This window comes from Nocardia sp. SSK8 (assembly GCF_037034205.1).
Classification (GTDB): domain Bacteria; phylum Actinomycetota; class Actinomycetes; order Mycobacteriales; family Mycobacteriaceae; genus Nocardia.
On record NZ_JBAGKD010000005.1, the window covers coordinates 351,128 to 366,797 of the forward strand.

The following is a 15,670-nucleotide window of genomic DNA, read 5'->3' on the forward strand; positions in this document are numbered from 1 at the left end:
CCATATAACACTACTTGTACCCCAGGACCTGGGATATGTGGAGAGCGGGGGTGGCGTGTCCCGCGACGGTTCGGTTGCAGTCGAGACGAAGGTCACCGTTCGGTGCCGGATTCAGGTTAGCCTCGCCTGGTTTGCGCGAAGTGAAAAGTTGTCGGGCGCAAGCGGTTCGAGGAGGCAAAACGATGAGTGTCACGCGCAGGCAGCTCCTGCGGTCCGGACTCGGCGTCACCGCACTGCTGCTCGTGGCCGCGTGCGGCCGCGAGGACAACGCGGGCGGTCCCGCGCGGCGCGGCGGTACGCTGCGGGTCGGCGCGCTGGGCAGCACCGCCCGGATCGAACGCGATCCGCACGCCAACCTCAGCAACGACAGCGATTTCCTCATCGCCTCGCTGGTCTACGACGCGCTGACAGTCCCCGGCGCCGACCCCACCGTCGCGCCCCGCCTGGCCACCCGCTGGGAGTCCGACGCCGAACACCGCCGCTGGAGCTTCACCCTCGCCGAGGGCGCCCGCTTCCACAACGGCGCGCCGGTGACCGCCGAGGACGTGGTGTGGTCGATGCGGCGGCTGCGCACTGTGGGCGGCGCGTCCAAGATGCCGGTGGCCGAGAACGATATCGCCGCCGACGGCCCGAACCGCGTGGTCTTCACCCTGCCCGCGCCCAATACCCAACTGCCACAGTTGCTGCGGTTGATGACCTTCACCGTGCCGAAGGACACCACCGATTTCACCGCCGCCATCGGCACCGGCCCGTTCCGGCTCGAGTCCTTCCAGGGCGGCACCGCCCGGCTGGTGCGCAACGAGCAGTGGCACGGCAGCCCGCCGCTGCTCGACACCATCGAGGTGACCATGTTCGACAGCGTCACCGCGCTGGGCAACGCGGCGCTGGGCGGCCAGCTCGACCTCGCCTCCAATGTCGGCGCCATCGCGGGCCGCACCGCCGCCGGACGCGGTGACCTCCAGGTGATCCGCCGCGCGAACGACACCATGCTCGGCGTCGCCATGCGCACCGCCGACGGCCCCTTCGCCGACGCCACGGTGCGCACCGCGCTGCGGCTCGGTGTCGACCGCACCGCGCTGGTGAACCAGGTGCACTCCGGCTTCGGCACCGTCGCCGCCGATGTCCTCGGCACCGCCGACCCCGCCTACGACACCGCGCTGCGCCGTGACCGGGATATCGCGCGCGCGAAAACCCTGTTGCGCGAAGCGAATTTCGACACCGGTCGCGGCTATCCGTTCGTCACCAAGGCCGAGGTGCCCGGCGAGGTCGAATCGGCGAAGGTGATCGCCACCCAGCTCGCCGAGATCGGCGTGAAACTTGATGTCCAAGTGGTGGAATCGGCCGGCTTCTACGACACCACCTGGCTGAAGGCCCCGCTGTACACGGTGTCGTGGGGCACCAACGATTCGGTGCTGTTCCTGGCCGACAAACTGATGACCTCCGGCTCCAACCGCAACGAAACAGCCTTCCGCGACGCCGAATTCGACGCCGCGACGGCCAAGGCCCTGGCCGCCTCGGGTGCCGAGTACGACGCGGCCGTGCGGGAGATCCAGCGCATCGAATTCGAGCGCGGTGGATACCTGGTGTGGGGCATGGCCGACGGCGTCGACATCGCCGCCGCCACGGTGCGCGACCTGCCCACCCTCGGCGGCTTCGCCCGCGTCCAGCTGGAACGCGCCTGGCTGGCATGAGCGCCGTGCGTGCCCTCGCCCTGCCGGTGCTGCGCCGGATCGCGCTGCTGGTGACGCTGCTGGCCATCGTGTTCGTCGCGGTGGACCTGCTGCCCGGCAGCGCGGCCCGCGCGGCGCTCGGCCGGGACGCGAGCCCGGCCGAGATCGCGGCGAAGGAGCACGAACTCGGGCTCGACCGGCCGCTGCCGGTGCAGTTCTGGCACTGGATCAGCGGGGTCGTCACCGGGGATTTCGGGCGGACCGCGCGCGGCACCGAGATCGGCGACCTGCTCGCCGCCAAGTTCCCGCAGACCCTGCTGCTCGGTGGTATCGCGCTGCTGCTCACGGTGGTGCTGTCGCTGGCGCTGGGCTGCTGGTGGGCGCTGCGCCCGAGCTCGCTGGGCGCGCGAATCCTGCAACCCACCACCACGATCGGCGTGGCCGTGCCCGAATTCGTCTGCGGCACAGTGCTGATCCTGGTGTTCTCGCTGGCCACCGGCTGGCTGCCCGCCGTGACCATCACCGGCCGCTCCGGGTTCCCCGCCGGTCCCGAGATGCTGATCCTGCCGGTGCTGGCACTGGCCATCCCGCAGATCGGCTGGAACACCCGCATCGTGCGCTCGGCCCTGCTCGATGTCGCCACCGCGCCACACGTGGAAAGCGCTGTGCTGGAAGGGCTTCCGGCCCGGACCATTCTGTGGCGGCACCTGCTGCCGTTCGCCGCTCCCACCGTCGTGGCCGGGTACGCGACCTCCGTCGGGATGCTCTTCGGCGGTGCGCTGGTGGTGGAGACCCTGTTCAATTATCCCGGCATCGGCGCGGTGCTGGCCGGTTCCGTCGCCGATCGTGACACCACCACCGTGGCCGCGGTCGTCGCGCTGACGGCCCTGGTCATCATGGTTTTGCTGGCCGTCGCCGATCTCGTCCGCGCCCGGGCCACCGGAGGTCTTCGATGAACCACCCACCTCGGATCGAGCAGGCTGCGGTGGCGGGTCACCTACCGCCGCTGTCGGACAGTGCTGAGCGGCTGGCCCGGCCAGCGCGTGGTGGACGACTGTCCCGGTGGGCGGGCCGCGCGGGGATGGTGCTGGTCGGTGCCGTCGTGGTGGCGGCAGTGGTGGGGCCGTGGCTGGCGCCGTACGGGGCCGAGGAGGCGGTCGGGATGCCGTTCGCCGGGCCCGGCGGGGGAGCGGTCCTCGGCACCGATCGGCTCGGGCGGGATGTGCTGAGTCATCTGCTCACCGGCGGTCTGCGGCTCCTCGTACTCTCGGCGCTGATCGCAGCCCTGGTGACGGTGTTCTCGGCGGTGCTCGGTGCCGTCGCGGCGGTGCGTCCCCGCGCGGGCCGGGTGATCGAACTCGCCGGTGACCTGGTGATCCTGCTGCCCGCCGTGCTCGGCATCCTGCTCGTGCTCACCGCATGGCCCGACGGCGGCGCCTTCGCCCTGGTCATCGTCTCGCTGCTGTTCGGCGTCCCGTACTGCGCCCGCCTGTTCGCCGCCGCGGCCGCCACCATCGCGAAGTCCGGGTACGTCGAAGCCGCCGTCGCCGCCGGGGAATCCCTGCTCCACCTGGTCTTCCGCGAGATCCTGCCCAACCTGCGCGCGGTCTTCACCACCCAGCTCGGCTTGCGCTTCGTCGTCGCCGTCTACCTGGTCAGCACCGTCGCCTTCCTCGGCCTCCCCGCCCTCGGCGCCGACAACTGGGCGATCATGGTCCGCGACAACGCCCCCGGAATCCTCCTCAACCCGTGGTCGGTCCTCGCCCCCAGCATCACCATCGCGATCGTCGCGGTCGGCGTGAATCTGGTGGTCACGAATGAGGTGTGGGGTGCCGCCGCGCCTCGCGGGGTCGGGCGCGGTGGTGGCGATACAGGGGGGCGTGAGGGGGTCGTCCCAGGATCGGCGGTAGTGAGTCCGGCCGATGAGGCGTCTGCGGGGCGGGGTGGTTCTGGTCGGCGTGATCGAGGGCCTGATGAGCGGGGTGAGTCGAGCGGGCGTGATCGGGCCCCTGCTGCGTCCGGTGCTGTGGGGCAACGTGATTCGGTGTCGCGGGGAGGGCGACTCGGTGACCGCGGGTCCGTCGACGGAGGGTCGGGGGCGGGCGAGTCGGCGGTGGTGGAGGGGCTGACTGTCGTGGCCGAGAGTGGGGCGGTGCTGCTCGCGCCCTTGTCGTTTCGGCTCGAGGCGGGGAGTGTCACCGCGCTGACGGGGGCGTCGGGGGCAGGGAAGTCGACGGCGATGCGGGCATTGCTGGGGCACCTTCCGGCGGGGACGCGGCGGGGCGGGAAGGTGCTGGTGGCCGGGCACGAGGTGTTCGCGCTGGACGAGCGGGCGTTGCGGGTCTTCCGGCGGGAGAAGGTCGCCTACGTGGGCCAGGATCCCGGGTCCGAACTGAACCCGCTGCTCCGGGTACGCGTCGTCCTGGCCGAAGCCGCGCCTCACGCGTCCGATGCCGAGCGGCTCGCCGTCCTCGACCGCGTCGGACTCGACGCCACGTTCCCGCGCCGCCGCTGCGGCCGTCTCTCCGGCGGCCAGCAACGCCGAGTCGCCCTGGCCCGCGCCCTCCTCCGCCGCCCCGAGGTCCTCATCCTCGATGAACCCTTCGCCGGGCTGCACGGCGCCCTCCGCGCCGATATCGCCCGCCTCATCACCGACCTGGCCACCCAGGACTCCACCGCCGTCCTGCTCTCCGGCCACGACACCACCACGGTTCACGCCATCGCCGACACCCTGGTCGAAGTCCACCCACCGAGCCCACGGTCCTCGCCCACGCCCGGCGCGCGCGGTGTATCCGGAGCATCCGCGGCGGTGGCTGGACGCGGGCCGGGCCCGGTCGCGGCCGAGTCGGGTGCCGAGTCGTCCCGGGGGGTTGTGTTGCGTGCCGAGGAGATCGGGTTGGTCGTGGGTGGCCAGCGGATCCTCGATGGTGTCGGGCTGGCGATGGAGGCCGGTGCGGCAGTGGGCTTGGTGGGGCCGTCCGGGGCGGGGAAGACAACGCTTGCGCGGGTGATCTCGGGGTTGCAGCCGGGGGCCACTGGGCTGCTGGAGGTAGCTGGGGTTGAGGTTCCAGTGGGGCGGTCGAGGCGAGTCAGACCTGGGACCAAGGGAATTCACCTGGTCACGCAGAACCCCCTGGCCGCGCTGAATCCGCGCCGCACCGTCCACCAGACCCTCGCCCGACCCCTCCGCCGCATCGCCCGGGTCCCGCGCGGGGACCTCGACACACGCGTCACCACCCTCCTCGCCGACGTCGACCTCCCCGCCGACCTCGCGACCCGCCGCCCACACGAACTCTCCGGCGGCCAACGTCAACGTGTAGCCCTGGCCAGAGCCCTGGCCGCTCACCCCTCCGTCCTGATCTGCGACGAGATCACCACCGCCCTCGACGCCCCCACCGCCGCCGCGATCATGACCCTCCTCGACCGCCTCCGCACCGACCACGCCACCGCCATCCTCCTGATCAGCCACGACATGTCCCTCGTCGCCCACCACTGCACCGACCTGGTCGTCCTCGACAACGGCCGCATCGTCGAATCCGGCACTCCAGCAGCCATTCTGGCCGCACCTGCACACCGCGCCACCGCCGACTTGCTCGGCTGACCCCGAGTCGCCTCCACACCGAGCGAAGGCGGGCGAACCCGTCCCGAACCTCGCACCATTCGGGTTCGGCGATGTTCCGCGTAACGCGAAGGATCGGCCTTCCGATGTCGTCTGGTTGTCCCCCAAGCGATTTCAGGAGTCTCCGCCCGATGGCGCACGAGCCACCGCACCCCGACGATGCCCACCGGCAACCCCCGATCCCGGGCCCACCGGGCCCTCAGCGACAGACCGTGGTTCCGGGTGTTGTGCCACCGCCACCGATTTCCCCTGCGGCACCGCCCTTCGCGGGCTGGCACCAGCCAGCGCCACCGGTCGCGCCCCCACCGGTCGAACGGTCCACCACACGCCTCATCTACTGGCTCGCGCCGCTGGTGGCCCTGGTGGTCGCCATCGCGGCCGGGCTGACCGCCTACTACCTGACCCGTCCCGACCCTGCGGTGATGGCCGTCGGCGAGTGTGTGAGCGTCAGCGTGCAGCCTGTCGAAATGGACTGCGGGACACTAGGTGCCGGATATCGCATCGTCGGCCGGGAGCCGATTCAATGGCCGGTCGAATCGGCCTGTCTGAAGTACGCCGAGGCGACCCGGGCGGTGGCCGAGCCCAGCGACCCGGGCACATCGGCGAGTATCGCGCTGTGTCTGGAGCCCACCCGCGAGAACACCGTCGACCCGGGCAGCCTGCTGGCGGGGGACTGCATCGATGTGAAGAAGGCGGGGGAGGAGATCGAGCGGTTCCCCTGCGGTGACCGGCGGGCCGGGCTCGACGTGCTCGCCGTCGAACTGCACACCAAGGTCCCGGTGACCACCAATGCCTGCAAGGACCAACCGGAAGTGCGCGGCGCCTACGCCCAGACCTCGCTGGGCGGACGGACACTGGTGGTGTGCGCCAAGCCGAACGCGACCGCCACCACCGCCTCGGCCGGACAGGTCGGCGACTGCTACACCGACCAGGCCACGGCGAAGGTCGCCTGCGACAACGATTCCGCCCGCTACCGCGTGCTCTCGGTCCGCACCCAGTACGTGGACCCCGGCGAATACGCCTGCGGCGGACTGCGCAACGCCACGTCCTCGACCGTCAACAGCACCGAGCGCACCGACCTGGTCGTGGTGCTGTGCTTCGGCCCGGCGAACCAGCGCAACCTCGGCTACGCGAAACCCGGTGACTGCGTGACAGGTTACGGCGGCACCACCATGCCCCAGCTGATCGAGTGCGACGCGCCCGGCGCCGACGGCACCATCACCTCGGTCTACGACGAATTCGAGATCTCCTGTTCGCCGGGCGAAGCGCGGATGACCCGCAAACAATCCGTAGGCGACGGCTCCACCGTCTGCCTCGGCCCGATCTGAGAACTACCTGTGAGAGGTGCCGTGCGGCCCGCGCATCTGGATGATGGGTTGAGTGACTGTACAGAAAGTAGGCGCCCTCGCCGCTGTCGCGGTGTTCGCGCTGCTCGCGGGCTGTAGTTCGCTCGCGTCGATCCCCGGCGACATGCCGCCCGGCCCCGGCGCCGCGCTGCCGGTGATCGATGTGGACGCGCCGGGCCGCGCGGCCGACCAGTTGCGCGACTGGGCCGACGAGCAGTCCGGGGCCGTCGGCATCGAGCCGGTGGCCCTCGAGGCCTACGGATACGCGGCGGCGGTGCTGGCGAGGTCGCGCCCCGAGTGCGGCATCGCCTGGACCACCCTCGCTGGGATCGCGAGCGTGGAGAGCGGGCACGGCACCCACCGCGGTTCGGACGTGGGCGCCGACGGCACGGTGCGCCCGGCGATCATCGGCGTGGCGCTCGACGGCACCAAGGGCAATGCCGAGATCCGCGACACCGACGGCGGCGAACTCGACGGCGACACCACCTACGACCGCGCGGTCGGCCCGCTGCAGTTCATCCCCGAGACCTGGCAGCGCTGGGCGGTCGACGCCAACGGCGACGGCGTGCTCGACCCGCAGAACATCGACGACGCCGCCCTCACCGCCGCCCGCTACCTGTGCATTCGCGGCGGTGACCTGACCTCCGCCGACGGCTGGCAGCGCGCCCTGTTCGCCTACAACCAGTCCAACAAGTACATGCGCGTGGTGCGCGACCGGGCCGCGACCTACAGCATCGGACGCCGCGTGTAGTTCGCCACGGCCCCGGAGTGCCGGTTACTACGCGTCACGTCGAGACGATAGGCTCGCACCCGCACGGCCCATCCCGTGAGACCTACCGTGCCTTCAGTCGTAAGGAGTCGTTTTCGTGGCCATCATCGAACAGGTCGGAGCGCGCGAGATCCTGGATTCGCGCGGCAATCCCACTGTCGAGGTCGAGATCGCCCTCGACGACGGCACCCTGACCAGGGCGGATGTTCCGTCCGGCGCGTCCACCGGCGAGCACGAGGCCGTGGAGCTGCGTGACGGTGGCGACCGCTACAACGGCAAGGGTGTCACCAAGGCCGTCGAGGGTGTCCTCGACGAGATCGCGCCCGCCATCATCGGCCTCGACGCCGTCGAGCAGCGCACCGTCGACCAGGTCCTGCTCGACCTGGACGGCACCCCCGACAAGTCCCGCCTCGGCGCGAACGCCCTGCTCGGCGTCTCGCTGGCCGTCGCGCGCGGCGCGGCCGAGTCCTCGGGCCTGGAGCTGTTCCGCTACCTGGGCGGCCCGAACGCCCACGTGCTGCCCGTGCCGATGATGAACATCCTCAACGGTGGCGCGCACGCCGACACCGGCGTGGACGTGCAGGAGTTCATGGTCGCCCCGATCGGCGCGCCCACCTTCCGCGAGGCGCTGCGCTGGGGCACCGAGGTGTACCACTCGCTCAAGGCCGTGCTCAAGGAGAAGGGCCTGTCCACCGGTCTCGGTGACGAGGGTGGCTTCGCCCCCGACGTCGCGGGCACCGTGGAGGCGCTCGACCTGATCAGCGTCGCCATCGAGCGCGCGGGCTACAAGCTCGGCACCGATGTCGCGCTCGCGCTCGACGTGGCCGCCACCGAGTTCTACACCGCCGGTGAGGGCTACAAGTTCGAGGGCAAGGTCCGCACCGCCGCCGAGATGGGCGAGTTCTACGCCGACCTGCTCACCCGCTACCCGCTGGTCTCCATCGAGGACCCGCTCTCGGAGGACGACTGGGACGGCTGGGTCGCGCTCACCGACGCCATCGGCGACAAGGTGCAGCTGGTCGGTGACGACCTGTTCGTCACCAACCCGGAGCGCCTGGAAGAGGGCATCGCCAAGGGCGCGGCCAACGCGCTGCTGGTGAAGGTCAACCAGATCGGCACCCTCACCGAGACCCTCGACGCCGTCGAGCTCGCGCACCGCAACGGCTACAAGACCATGATGTCGCACCGTTCGGGCGAGACCGAGGACACCACCATCGCCGACCTCGCGGTCGCCGTCGGCTCGGGCCAGATCAAGACCGGCGCCCCCGCTCGCTCCGAGCGCGTCGCCAAGTACAACCAGCTGCTGCGCATCGAGGACGCCCTCGGCGACTCGGCACGCTACGCGGGTGACGTGGCCTTCCCGCGTTTCACCGGCGAATTCTGATCGGATGACGGGGTAGGGAGCGAATGACCGAGCGACGTGCGCGTGGGACCAGTCCGGGTGGACGAGGCGACCGCCGCACGTCGCGATCGGCGCGCTCCCGCCCCAGTCACCTCGACGCTCCCGGCCGCCCCACCGCGGCCAAACGCACCACCCGGCGCCGCCCGGAATCCGCGACCGGCGCCAAACGCAAGCCCAGCGGCAAACTCGAACGCAGCGAACACACCATTCTCGGTCTCTCGACCGGCAAGGCCGTGATCCTGGCGGCCGTGCTGTGCGGACTCGCGCTGACCCTGGCCGTGCCGACGCGCACCTACTTCAGTCAGCGTGCCGAGGCGGTCGCGCTGGCCCAGCAGCGCGCCGAGCTCGACGCCGACCTGGCCGCCCTGCGCGATCGCCGGGCCCAGCAGGAGGACCCGGCCTACATCCGCTCCGAGGCCCGCGACCGGTTGCGCCTGGTGATGCCCGGCGAAACCCCCTATATCGTGCAGGTCCCCGGCATCGAAGCCCCGGCCCCGCCGCCGATGAGTACCCGAACCACGGCGCCCGACCCCTGGTACACCGACCTGTGGCGCAGCATCTCCGAACCCGTCCAGGAAGGACCACGGTGACCGCACCGAACGAGCGCGACCTCGAGATCATCGCCCAGCAGCTGGGCCGCGAGCCGCGCGGTGTCCTCGCCGTCGCCTACCGCACCCCCGACGGCCTGCCCGCCGTCGTCAAGACCGCCCCGCGTCTGCCCGACGGCACCCCCTTCCCGACCCTCTACTACCTGACCGACCCGCGCCTGACCGCCGAGGCCAGCCGTCAGGAATCGGCCGGGGTCATGCGCGAGATGACCGAACGCCTCGCCGCCGACCCCGAGCTCGCCGCCGCCTACCGCGCCGCGCACGAGTCCTACCTGGCCGAACGCGACGAGATCGAGTCGCTGGGCACCGATTTCACCGGTGGTGGGATGCCGGACCGGGTGAAGTGCCTGCACGTGCTCATCGCGCACTCGCTCGCCAAGGGGCCGGGCGTGAACCCCTTCGGTGACGAAGCGGTGGCCCTGGCCGCCGACGCCGGACTCCGCGGCACCGCCATTCCCGCCGACTGGCCCGCCTCCCGCACCGCCGACGAATCGGCCTAGCCTACCCGTCACGACGAGCGGCGATGTTCGATCACACGGTCTGGCCGGATGTCGCGGCACCAGCGTGTGATCTGGCGGTGAGCTGGTCACGGCCGAGTGGCGGCGTGCGATCGGGCTGATGAGTGGGCTGAGTGTCGAGTGGTCGGGACCGGTGTGTCGGCGCACCGGGCATAATCGCGGGCAGCGACCGGTGCGTAGCGTAGCGCCGGAGATCAGGAGGAACCATGGGTGAGCGCATCGCCGCAGTGGACTGCGGAACCAACTCGATCCGTCTGCTGGTCGCCGAGGTCGGTGCCGACGGTGGCCTGACCGACGTGCACCGGGAGATGCGCATCGTCCGCCTCGGCCAGGGCGTCGACGCCACCGGCCGCCTCGCCCCCGAGGCGATCGACCGCACCCGCGCCGCGCTGGCCGACTACGTCGACATCATGACCGCCACCGGTGTCACCCGCGTGCGCATGGTCGCCACCTCCGCGACTCGCGATGCCGCCAATCGCGACGACTTCTTCGAGATGACCCGCACCGAACTCGGCCAGGTCGTGCCCGGCGCGGTCGCCGAGGTGATCACCGGTGACGAAGAGGCCCGCCTGTCCTTCGCGGGCGCGGTCGGCGAACTCCCTTCCGACGCCGGGCCTTTCGTGGTCGTGGACCTCGGTGGCGGCTCCACCGAACTCGTCGTCGGCGACGAGAACGGCGTCCAGGCCGCCTATTCCGCCGATATCGGCTGTGTCCGCGTCACCGAACGCTGCCTGCCCGGCAACCCGCCGAACGCCGACGAGGTCACCGCCGCACGGGAATTCGCGCAGGCCAAGCTCGACGAGGCCTTCGCCAAGGTGCCGGTCGACCAGGTACACACCTGGGTCGGCGTCGCGGGCACCATGACCACCATCACCGCCGTGGCCCTCGACCTGCCCGAATACGATTCCGAGCGCGTGCATCTCACCCGGCTGAGCCTGGCCGAGGTCCACCGCGTCTGCGACCGCCTCATCGGCATGAACCACGACGAGCGCGCCGCCCTCGGCCCGATGCACCCCGGCCGCGTCGACGTGATCGGCGGCGGCGCGGTGATCACCGAGGTCCTCGCCGACGAATTGTCCACCCGCGCCGGAGTTTCCGAACTCGTCGTCAGCGAACACGACATCCTCGACGGGATCGCCATGTCTCTTCTGCGCTGACGTCGCGCTCAGGCGGAGTCCGCGTCCGGCCCCGCGGCCTCGTCGCCGACATGATCGGCTCCCGGGTAGGTGCGGGCCAGGCGACCGTCGGTGGTGACCAGCGGTATTTCGAGTTGTTCGGCCAGCTCCACGTAGAGTGCGTCGGCCAGCCGGATCGCGGCCCGGCGATTCCACGCGCCCATCGTGCGATTCACGATGTGGTGGCGGGTCAGCGGGGCGCGGGCGAGCCGCCCGAGCGCGGTCTCGACCTGGTCGTCGGTCAGTAGCCCGGCCCGATTCAGGCGGCCGAGGGCGGACAGCACCTCGACATCGAAGTGGGCGGGGACGTGCAAGACCGCCGCGGAGATCCGTTTGGTGACAGCGGCCGTCCGGTCGTTGTCGACGAGCAGATCGACCATGGCACTGGCGTCGACGACGATCTGTTCGGGCTCGCTCATCGGTCGAACTCGTCTCGTGCCGCGTCGATCGCGGACAGTGCTCGGTCGTGCGGCACGTTCGGCCGGTCGGTGAGTTCGGCCAGCCAGGTGGAGGTCGCGTTCTCCTCGAGCGCGGCGATGATGGCCGCCTGGGTGAGTGCCGAGACGTTGACCCCGGCTGTCCGGGCGCGTTCGGCCAGGTCATCGGGTACATACACGTTGAGTCTCGCCATCAGCCCAGTGAACACACTGATGTGTGTATATCCAGTCGTCATGCGAGGCATATTGGGTATTTTGTCTTATGTTCGAGTCGTTCATCGCTAAAATGTCTCGCATGGTGAGGTTCGAGCTTCGGTCCGGGGAGACCTGGCGTGACCCCTGGCCGATGTACGCCGCGCTGCGGGACCACGACCCCGTGCACCGGGTCGTGCCGGACGGGCGGGACGATCGCGACTTCTATGTGTTGTCCCGGCACGCCGAGGTATGGGCGGCGGCGCGTGATCCCGAAACCTTCTCCTCGGCAGGAGGATTGACGGTCGACTACGTCGATCTGGTGGCCGCCGGATTCGGTGGTGTCAAGCCGTTCGTGTTCATGGACCCGCCCGAGCACACCGATTTCCGGCGCCGCGTCGCCCCGGGATTCACTCCGCGCCAGGTGAATTCGGTGGAACCCGCAGTGCGCCGGTTCGTGGTCGAGCGGATCGAGCGGCTGCGGGCCGCGGGTTCGGGTGACATCGTTGCCGAGCTGTTCAAACCGCTGCCGACCATGGTGGTCGCGCACTATCTCGGTGTGCCGGAACGCGATCACGGCAAGTTCGACGAGTGGACCGAGAACATCGTCGGCGGCGCGGTCGCGGGGGCCGGGCTGGCCGCCGGTGACCAGCACGCCTTCACCGCCGTCGGCGAACTGGTGGGCTACTTCTCCGAGCTGATCGCCCGCCGCCGCGTGGAACCGGGCGACGACACCATCTCCCACCTGCTGGCTTCGGGCCTCGGCGCCGACGGCGACAACGACGGCCTGATCGCCGTGCTCGGTTTCGCCTTCACCATGATCACCGGTGGTAACGACACCACCACCGGCAACCTGGGCGGCGCCGTCCAGTTGCTCAGCGCGTCCCCGGACCAGCGCAGGCTGCTCGTCGAGGACCCGTCGCTCATCCCCGACGCCGTCGAGGAATTCCTCCGGATGACCTCACCGGTGCAGGGCCTGGCCCGCACCACCACCAGCGACATCACCCTGCACGACACCACCATCCCCGCCGGGCGCCGCGTGCTGCTGCTCTACGGATCGGCCAACCGCGACGAACGCGAATTCGGCCCCACCGCAGGCGAACTCGATGTACGGCGTAACCCCAAGCGCATCCTCACCTTCAGCCACGGCCACCACCACTGCCTCGGCGCCGCGGCCGCCCGCATGCAGGCGCGCGTCGCGCTGGAGGAACTGCTGGCCCGCTGTCCCGAGTTCACCGTCGACCTCGACGGGGTGCGGTGGTCGCACGGGAACTATGTGCGCTGGCCGATCTCGGTCCCGTTCCACGCGGGCTCGTGACGGGTGAGCGAAGTGGGTAGGCTCGGCTGGCGTCCGGACCCGGCAGGAGGGGCAGTGTGAGCGGAGACTGGCTGGCCACCGACCGGGCCGACCTGGCCGCCGAACGCATTCTCGACGCGGCCGCCGAACTCTTCGCCGAGCAGGGTGTGACCACGGTCGGCATGGCCGATATCGCCAAGGCGGCGGGTTGCTCGCGCGCCACCCTGTACCGCTACTTCGACAACCGGCAGGCGGTCCGGGTCGCCTTCGTCCACCGGGAGACCCGGCGGATCGTCGCCCGGCTCGCCGAGCAGGTCCGCGACATCGACGACCCCGCCGAGCGTGTCATCGCCGCCATGCTCGGCGCGGTCGAGCAGGTCCGCGCCGACCCGCTGCTCATCGCCTGGTTCCGCGGCGACGCGGGGCCCGCGGGCAGCATCAGCCAGGAGTCCGATGTCATCGAGTCGCTGGCCGCCTCGATGTTCGCCGGAACGGACCTGAGCGACCCCGAACGTGGCCGCCTGTCACGCTGGCTGACCCGCGTCATCGTGTCGCTGCTGATCACCCCCGGCCGCGACGCCGCCGACGAACGCCTGATGCTCGAGGAATTCGTCGCCCCCGTGCTCACCCGCGCCCCGCACCCCTAGCACTCAGGCCCGCCCGGTCCGCTCCCGGTGCGCACACCCCGGCCAGCAACACGGCCGCCGCATCCCCTCTTCCAGCTCCTCCTGCGTCCGCCGAATCCGCCGCTCCCGCGTGGCGGCCTGCTTGGCGTCCTCCACCCAGCAGATGAACTCGTTCCGCGCCAACGGCGTGATATCCCGCCACGCGGCCAACGCCACCGCATTCCCACTCAATGCCGCCCGCAGATCAGCGGGCAGCTCGTGCACCACCCCGCCCGGCACTCGCCGACTACTCATAACCCCCACGGTAATAGCCCTACGGACCTGCGGAAACCTCCCTCCGATGCGTAACCTGGGCGGCTCGCCGGCGCCGCCGCGACGATCGGTCATGCCCAGGGCTGGCTCTTCGATGCTCTGAGCCGGCCGCAAGAGCGCTTGGGTAATTAGAACGTGTTCTATATTTGAGGGAAAAGTTCCGGCGATCCCCCAGGGAGTCAAGAGATGTACCAGTGGTCCGACGAAGACCTGATGTTCCGTGAGGCCGTGCGCGGGTTCATCGCCAAGGAGATCACCCCGCATGTCGACCAGCTGGAGAGCGGGGCGCTGCCGCCGTTCGACATCATTCGCAAGATGTTCGCCACCTTCGGGATCGACGAGATGACGCGGGACGGGCTGGAGAAGGCGCTGGCGCGGGAGGAGGCCGGGGACGGTGGGGCGGGGAAGTCGGGTGGAGGGCTCAGTGGGGCGGGGAGCATGGGGGTGGTGCTCAACAGTGAGCTGGCGGGCGTGAGTTTGGGGCTGGTGGCCTCGATGGGGGTGAGTCTCGGGCTGGCGGCGGGGACCATTCGCAGCCGGGGGACGCTCGCGCAGAAGAAGCGCTGGCTGCCTGACCTGGTCACCATGGCCAAGGTCGGCGCGTGGGCCATCACCGAACCGGATTCCGGGTCCGACGCCTTCGGCGGCATGAAGTCCTATGTGCGCCGCGACGGCGAGGACTACATCCTCAACGGCCGCAAGACCTTCATCACCAACGGCCCCTACGCCGACGTCACCATCGTCTACGCCAAGCTCGACGAACAGGACGGCACCGACCGCCGCGACCGCAAGGTGCTCGCCTTCGTGCTGGACAAGGGCATGCCCGGTTTCGTGCAGAGCCCGCCGTTCAAGAAGATGGGCATGAACTCCTCGCCCACCGGCGAACTGTTCTTCGAGAACGTCCGCATCACCCCCGACCGGCTGCTCGGTGAGAGCGAGAACGCCGCCAAGGGCGACGGAAAGGACAGTGCCAAGGAGTCTTTCGTCGTCGAGCGCATCGGCATCGCCTCGTTGGCGCTGGGCATCATCAACGAATGTCACCGCCTGTGTGTCGATTACGCCAAGTCGCGCACGCTGTGGGGCAAGGAGATCGCGCAATTCCAGCTCATCCAGCTCAAGCTCGCCGAGATGGAGATCGCGCGAATCAATGTGCAGAACATGGTGTTCAACGCCATCGAGCGCACCGCCGCGGGCGACAAGGTGACCCTCGCCGAGGCCTCGGCCATGAAGCTCTACTCCTCCCGCGCGGCCACCGAGGTCGCGATGGAGGCCGTGCAGCTCTTCGGCGGCAACGGGTACATGGCCGAGTACAAGGTCGAGCAGCTCGCCCGCGACGCCAAGTCGCTGATGATCTACGCGGGCAGCAATGAGATCCAGGTGACCCATATCGCCAAGGGCCTCACCGCGGGCTGAGATCCGGACCCGGAATTCCCTCCGCGAACTGTTTGCGATCGGCGCGACCGGGCATACGCCCCCACACGGGGGCGTGCTGTCCGGCGCGTCCCGGAAGTTGTTACCGAACAGGTGAGTTCCATGATTCTTCTCGGTGCGATACTCCTCATCGCAGGCCTCGTCTTCGGCATCTCGCTGCTCAGCACCATCGGAGTGGTGCTGCTGGTGATCGGCGTCGTCCTCGCCCTCGCGGGCACGGTCGGCCGACCCGTCGGCGGCAGACGGCACTACTACTGACCGCCGCCGA

The 15,670-nt window shown here is 70.1% G+C and carries 16 protein-coding genes; 13 read left to right on the top strand and 3 right to left on the bottom strand.

The window, feature by feature from the left end; genetic code table 11:
• Nucleotides 1-182 precede the first annotated feature (182 nt).
• From WA675_RS12805 to WA675_RS12845, 9 genes are all read left to right on the top strand, one after another.
• The gene (locus tag WA675_RS12805; RefSeq protein ID WP_336084459.1) at nt 183-1,691 is read left to right on the top strand and encodes an ABC transporter substrate-binding protein; all 1,509 of its coding nucleotides are present in this window, start codon (nt 183-185) and stop codon (nt 1,689-1,691) included.
• Nucleotides 1,688-2,626 (top strand): ABC transporter permease, encoded by a 939-nt coding sequence (locus WA675_RS12810; RefSeq protein WP_336084460.1) that lies wholly within the window; start codon nt 1,688-1,690, stop codon nt 2,624-2,626. The genes WA675_RS12805 and WA675_RS12810 overlap by 4 nt, the downstream gene beginning before the upstream one ends.
• The gene (locus WA675_RS12815; protein ID WP_336084461.1) at nt 2,623-5,271 is read left to right on the top strand and encodes an ABC transporter ATP-binding protein/permease; all 2,649 of its coding nucleotides are present in this window, start codon (nt 2,623-2,625) and stop codon (nt 5,269-5,271) included. Before WA675_RS12810 ends, WA675_RS12815 begins: the two co-directional genes overlap by 4 nt.
• A gap of 380 nt (nt 5,272-5,651) precedes the next feature.
• Nucleotides 5,652-6,617: a hypothetical protein gene (locus WA675_RS12820; protein ID WP_336084462.1), complete on the top strand. Its 966-nt coding sequence runs from the start codon at nt 5,652-5,654 to the stop codon at nt 6,615-6,617.
• Between the two features lie 52 nt (nt 6,618-6,669).
• Nucleotides 6,670-7,386 carry a lytic transglycosylase domain-containing protein gene (locus WA675_RS12825; protein WP_442945615.1) on the top strand — a complete coding sequence of 239 codons (717 nt, stop codon included), beginning with the start codon at nt 6,670-6,672 and terminating at the stop codon, nt 7,384-7,386.
• Between the two features lie 115 nt (nt 7,387-7,501).
• Nucleotides 7,502-8,788 (top strand): phosphopyruvate hydratase, encoded by a 1,287-nt coding sequence (gene eno, locus WA675_RS12830; RefSeq protein WP_336084463.1) that lies wholly within the window; start codon nt 7,502-7,504, stop codon nt 8,786-8,788.
• A 23-nt stretch (nt 8,789-8,811) separates the two neighbouring features.
• The gene (locus WA675_RS12835; protein WP_336084464.1) at nt 8,812-9,396 is read left to right on the top strand and encodes an FtsB family cell division protein; all 585 of its coding nucleotides are present in this window, start codon (nt 8,812-8,814) and stop codon (nt 9,394-9,396) included.
• Nucleotides 9,393-9,914 carry a DUF501 domain-containing protein gene (locus WA675_RS12840; protein ID WP_336084465.1) on the top strand — a complete coding sequence of 174 codons (522 nt, stop codon included), beginning with the start codon at nt 9,393-9,395 and terminating at the stop codon, nt 9,912-9,914. Before WA675_RS12835 ends, WA675_RS12840 begins: the two co-directional genes overlap by 4 nt.
• A 224-nt stretch (nt 9,915-10,138) precedes the next feature.
• Nucleotides 10,139-11,089 carry a Ppx/GppA phosphatase family protein gene (locus WA675_RS12845; protein WP_336084466.1) on the top strand — a complete coding sequence of 317 codons (951 nt, stop codon included), beginning with the start codon at nt 10,139-10,141 and terminating at the stop codon, nt 11,087-11,089.
• Between the two features lie 8 nt (nt 11,090-11,097).
• On the opposite strand, the gene WA675_RS12850 is transcribed toward WA675_RS12845, so the two are convergent.
• Nucleotides 11,098-11,526 carry a type II toxin-antitoxin system VapC family toxin gene (locus WA675_RS12850; protein ID WP_336084467.1) on the bottom strand — a complete coding sequence of 143 codons (429 nt, stop codon included), beginning with the start codon at nt 11,524-11,526 and terminating at the stop codon, nt 11,098-11,100.
• Nucleotides 11,523-11,738 (bottom strand): type II toxin-antitoxin system CcdA family antitoxin, encoded by a 216-nt coding sequence (locus WA675_RS12855; protein WP_336084468.1) that lies wholly within the window; start codon nt 11,736-11,738, stop codon nt 11,523-11,525. The genes WA675_RS12850 and WA675_RS12855 overlap by 4 nt, the downstream gene beginning before the upstream one ends.
• A 101-nt stretch (nt 11,739-11,839) precedes the next feature.
• Here WA675_RS12855 and WA675_RS12860 point away from each other — a divergent pair, with 101 nt between their 5' ends.
• Nucleotides 11,840-13,054: a cytochrome P450 gene (locus tag WA675_RS12860; protein WP_442945616.1), complete on the top strand. Its 1,215-nt coding sequence runs from the start codon at nt 11,840-11,842 to the stop codon at nt 13,052-13,054.
• A 56-nt stretch (nt 13,055-13,110) separates the two neighbouring features.
• On the top strand, nt 13,111-13,680 hold the full coding sequence (locus WA675_RS12865; RefSeq protein WP_336084470.1) for a TetR/AcrR family transcriptional regulator: 570 nt from the start codon (nt 13,111-13,113) through the stop codon (nt 13,678-13,680).
• A gap of 3 nt (nt 13,681-13,683) precedes the next feature.
• Here the strand turns inward: WA675_RS12865 and WA675_RS12870 are convergent, their stop codons facing one another.
• A complete protein-coding gene (locus tag WA675_RS12870) occupies nt 13,684-13,953 on the bottom strand; it encodes a YdeI/OmpD-associated family protein (protein WP_336084471.1) in 270 nt (89 codons plus the stop codon).
• Between the two features lie 204 nt (nt 13,954-14,157).
• Here WA675_RS12870 and WA675_RS12875 point away from each other — a divergent pair, with 204 nt between their 5' ends.
• On the top strand, nt 14,158-15,384 hold the full coding sequence (locus tag WA675_RS12875; protein WP_336084472.1) for an acyl-CoA dehydrogenase family protein: 1,227 nt from the start codon (nt 14,158-14,160) through the stop codon (nt 15,382-15,384).
• Between the two features lie 120 nt (nt 15,385-15,504).
• A complete protein-coding gene (locus WA675_RS12880; RefSeq protein ID WP_336084473.1) occupies nt 15,505-15,660 on the top strand; it encodes a DUF6131 family protein in 156 nt (51 codons plus the stop codon).
• Nucleotides 15,661-15,670: the final 10 nt, after the last annotated feature.

Bases quoted from the DNA above. Each gene is read 5' to 3' on its own strand.
- WA675_RS12805 (WP_336084459.1), top strand. From the start codon at position 183: ATGAGTGTCACGCGCAGGCAGCTCCTGCGGTCCGGACTCGGCGTCACC.
- WA675_RS12810 (WP_336084460.1), top strand. From the start codon at position 1,688: ATGAGCGCCGTGCGTGCCCTCGCCCTGCCGGTGCTGCGCCGGATCGCG.
- WA675_RS12815 (WP_336084461.1), top strand. From the start codon at position 2,623: ATGAACCACCCACCTCGGATCGAGCAGGCTGCGGTGGCGGGTCACCTA.
- WA675_RS12835 (WP_336084464.1), top strand. From the start codon at position 8,812: ATGACCGAGCGACGTGCGCGTGGGACCAGTCCGGGTGGACGAGGCGAC.
- WA675_RS12845 (WP_336084466.1), top strand. From the start codon at position 10,139: ATGGGTGAGCGCATCGCCGCAGTGGACTGCGGAACCAACTCGATCCGT.
- WA675_RS12850 (WP_336084467.1), bottom strand. From the start codon at position 11,526: ATGAGCGAGCCCGAACAGATCGTCGTCGACGCCAGTGCCATGGTCGAT.
- WA675_RS12855 (WP_336084468.1), bottom strand. From the start codon at position 11,738: ATGGCGAGACTCAACGTGTATGTACCCGATGACCTGGCCGAACGCGCC.
- WA675_RS12860 (WP_442945616.1), top strand. From the start codon at position 11,840: ATGGTGAGGTTCGAGCTTCGGTCCGGGGAGACCTGGCGTGACCCCTGG.
- WA675_RS12870 (WP_336084471.1), bottom strand. From the start codon at position 13,953: ATGAGTAGTCGGCGAGTGCCGGGCGGGGTGGTGCACGAGCTGCCCGCT.
- WA675_RS12875 (WP_336084472.1), top strand. From the start codon at position 14,158: ATGTACCAGTGGTCCGACGAAGACCTGATGTTCCGTGAGGCCGTGCGC.
- WA675_RS12880 (WP_336084473.1), top strand. From the start codon at position 15,505: ATGATTCTTCTCGGTGCGATACTCCTCATCGCAGGCCTCGTCTTCGGC.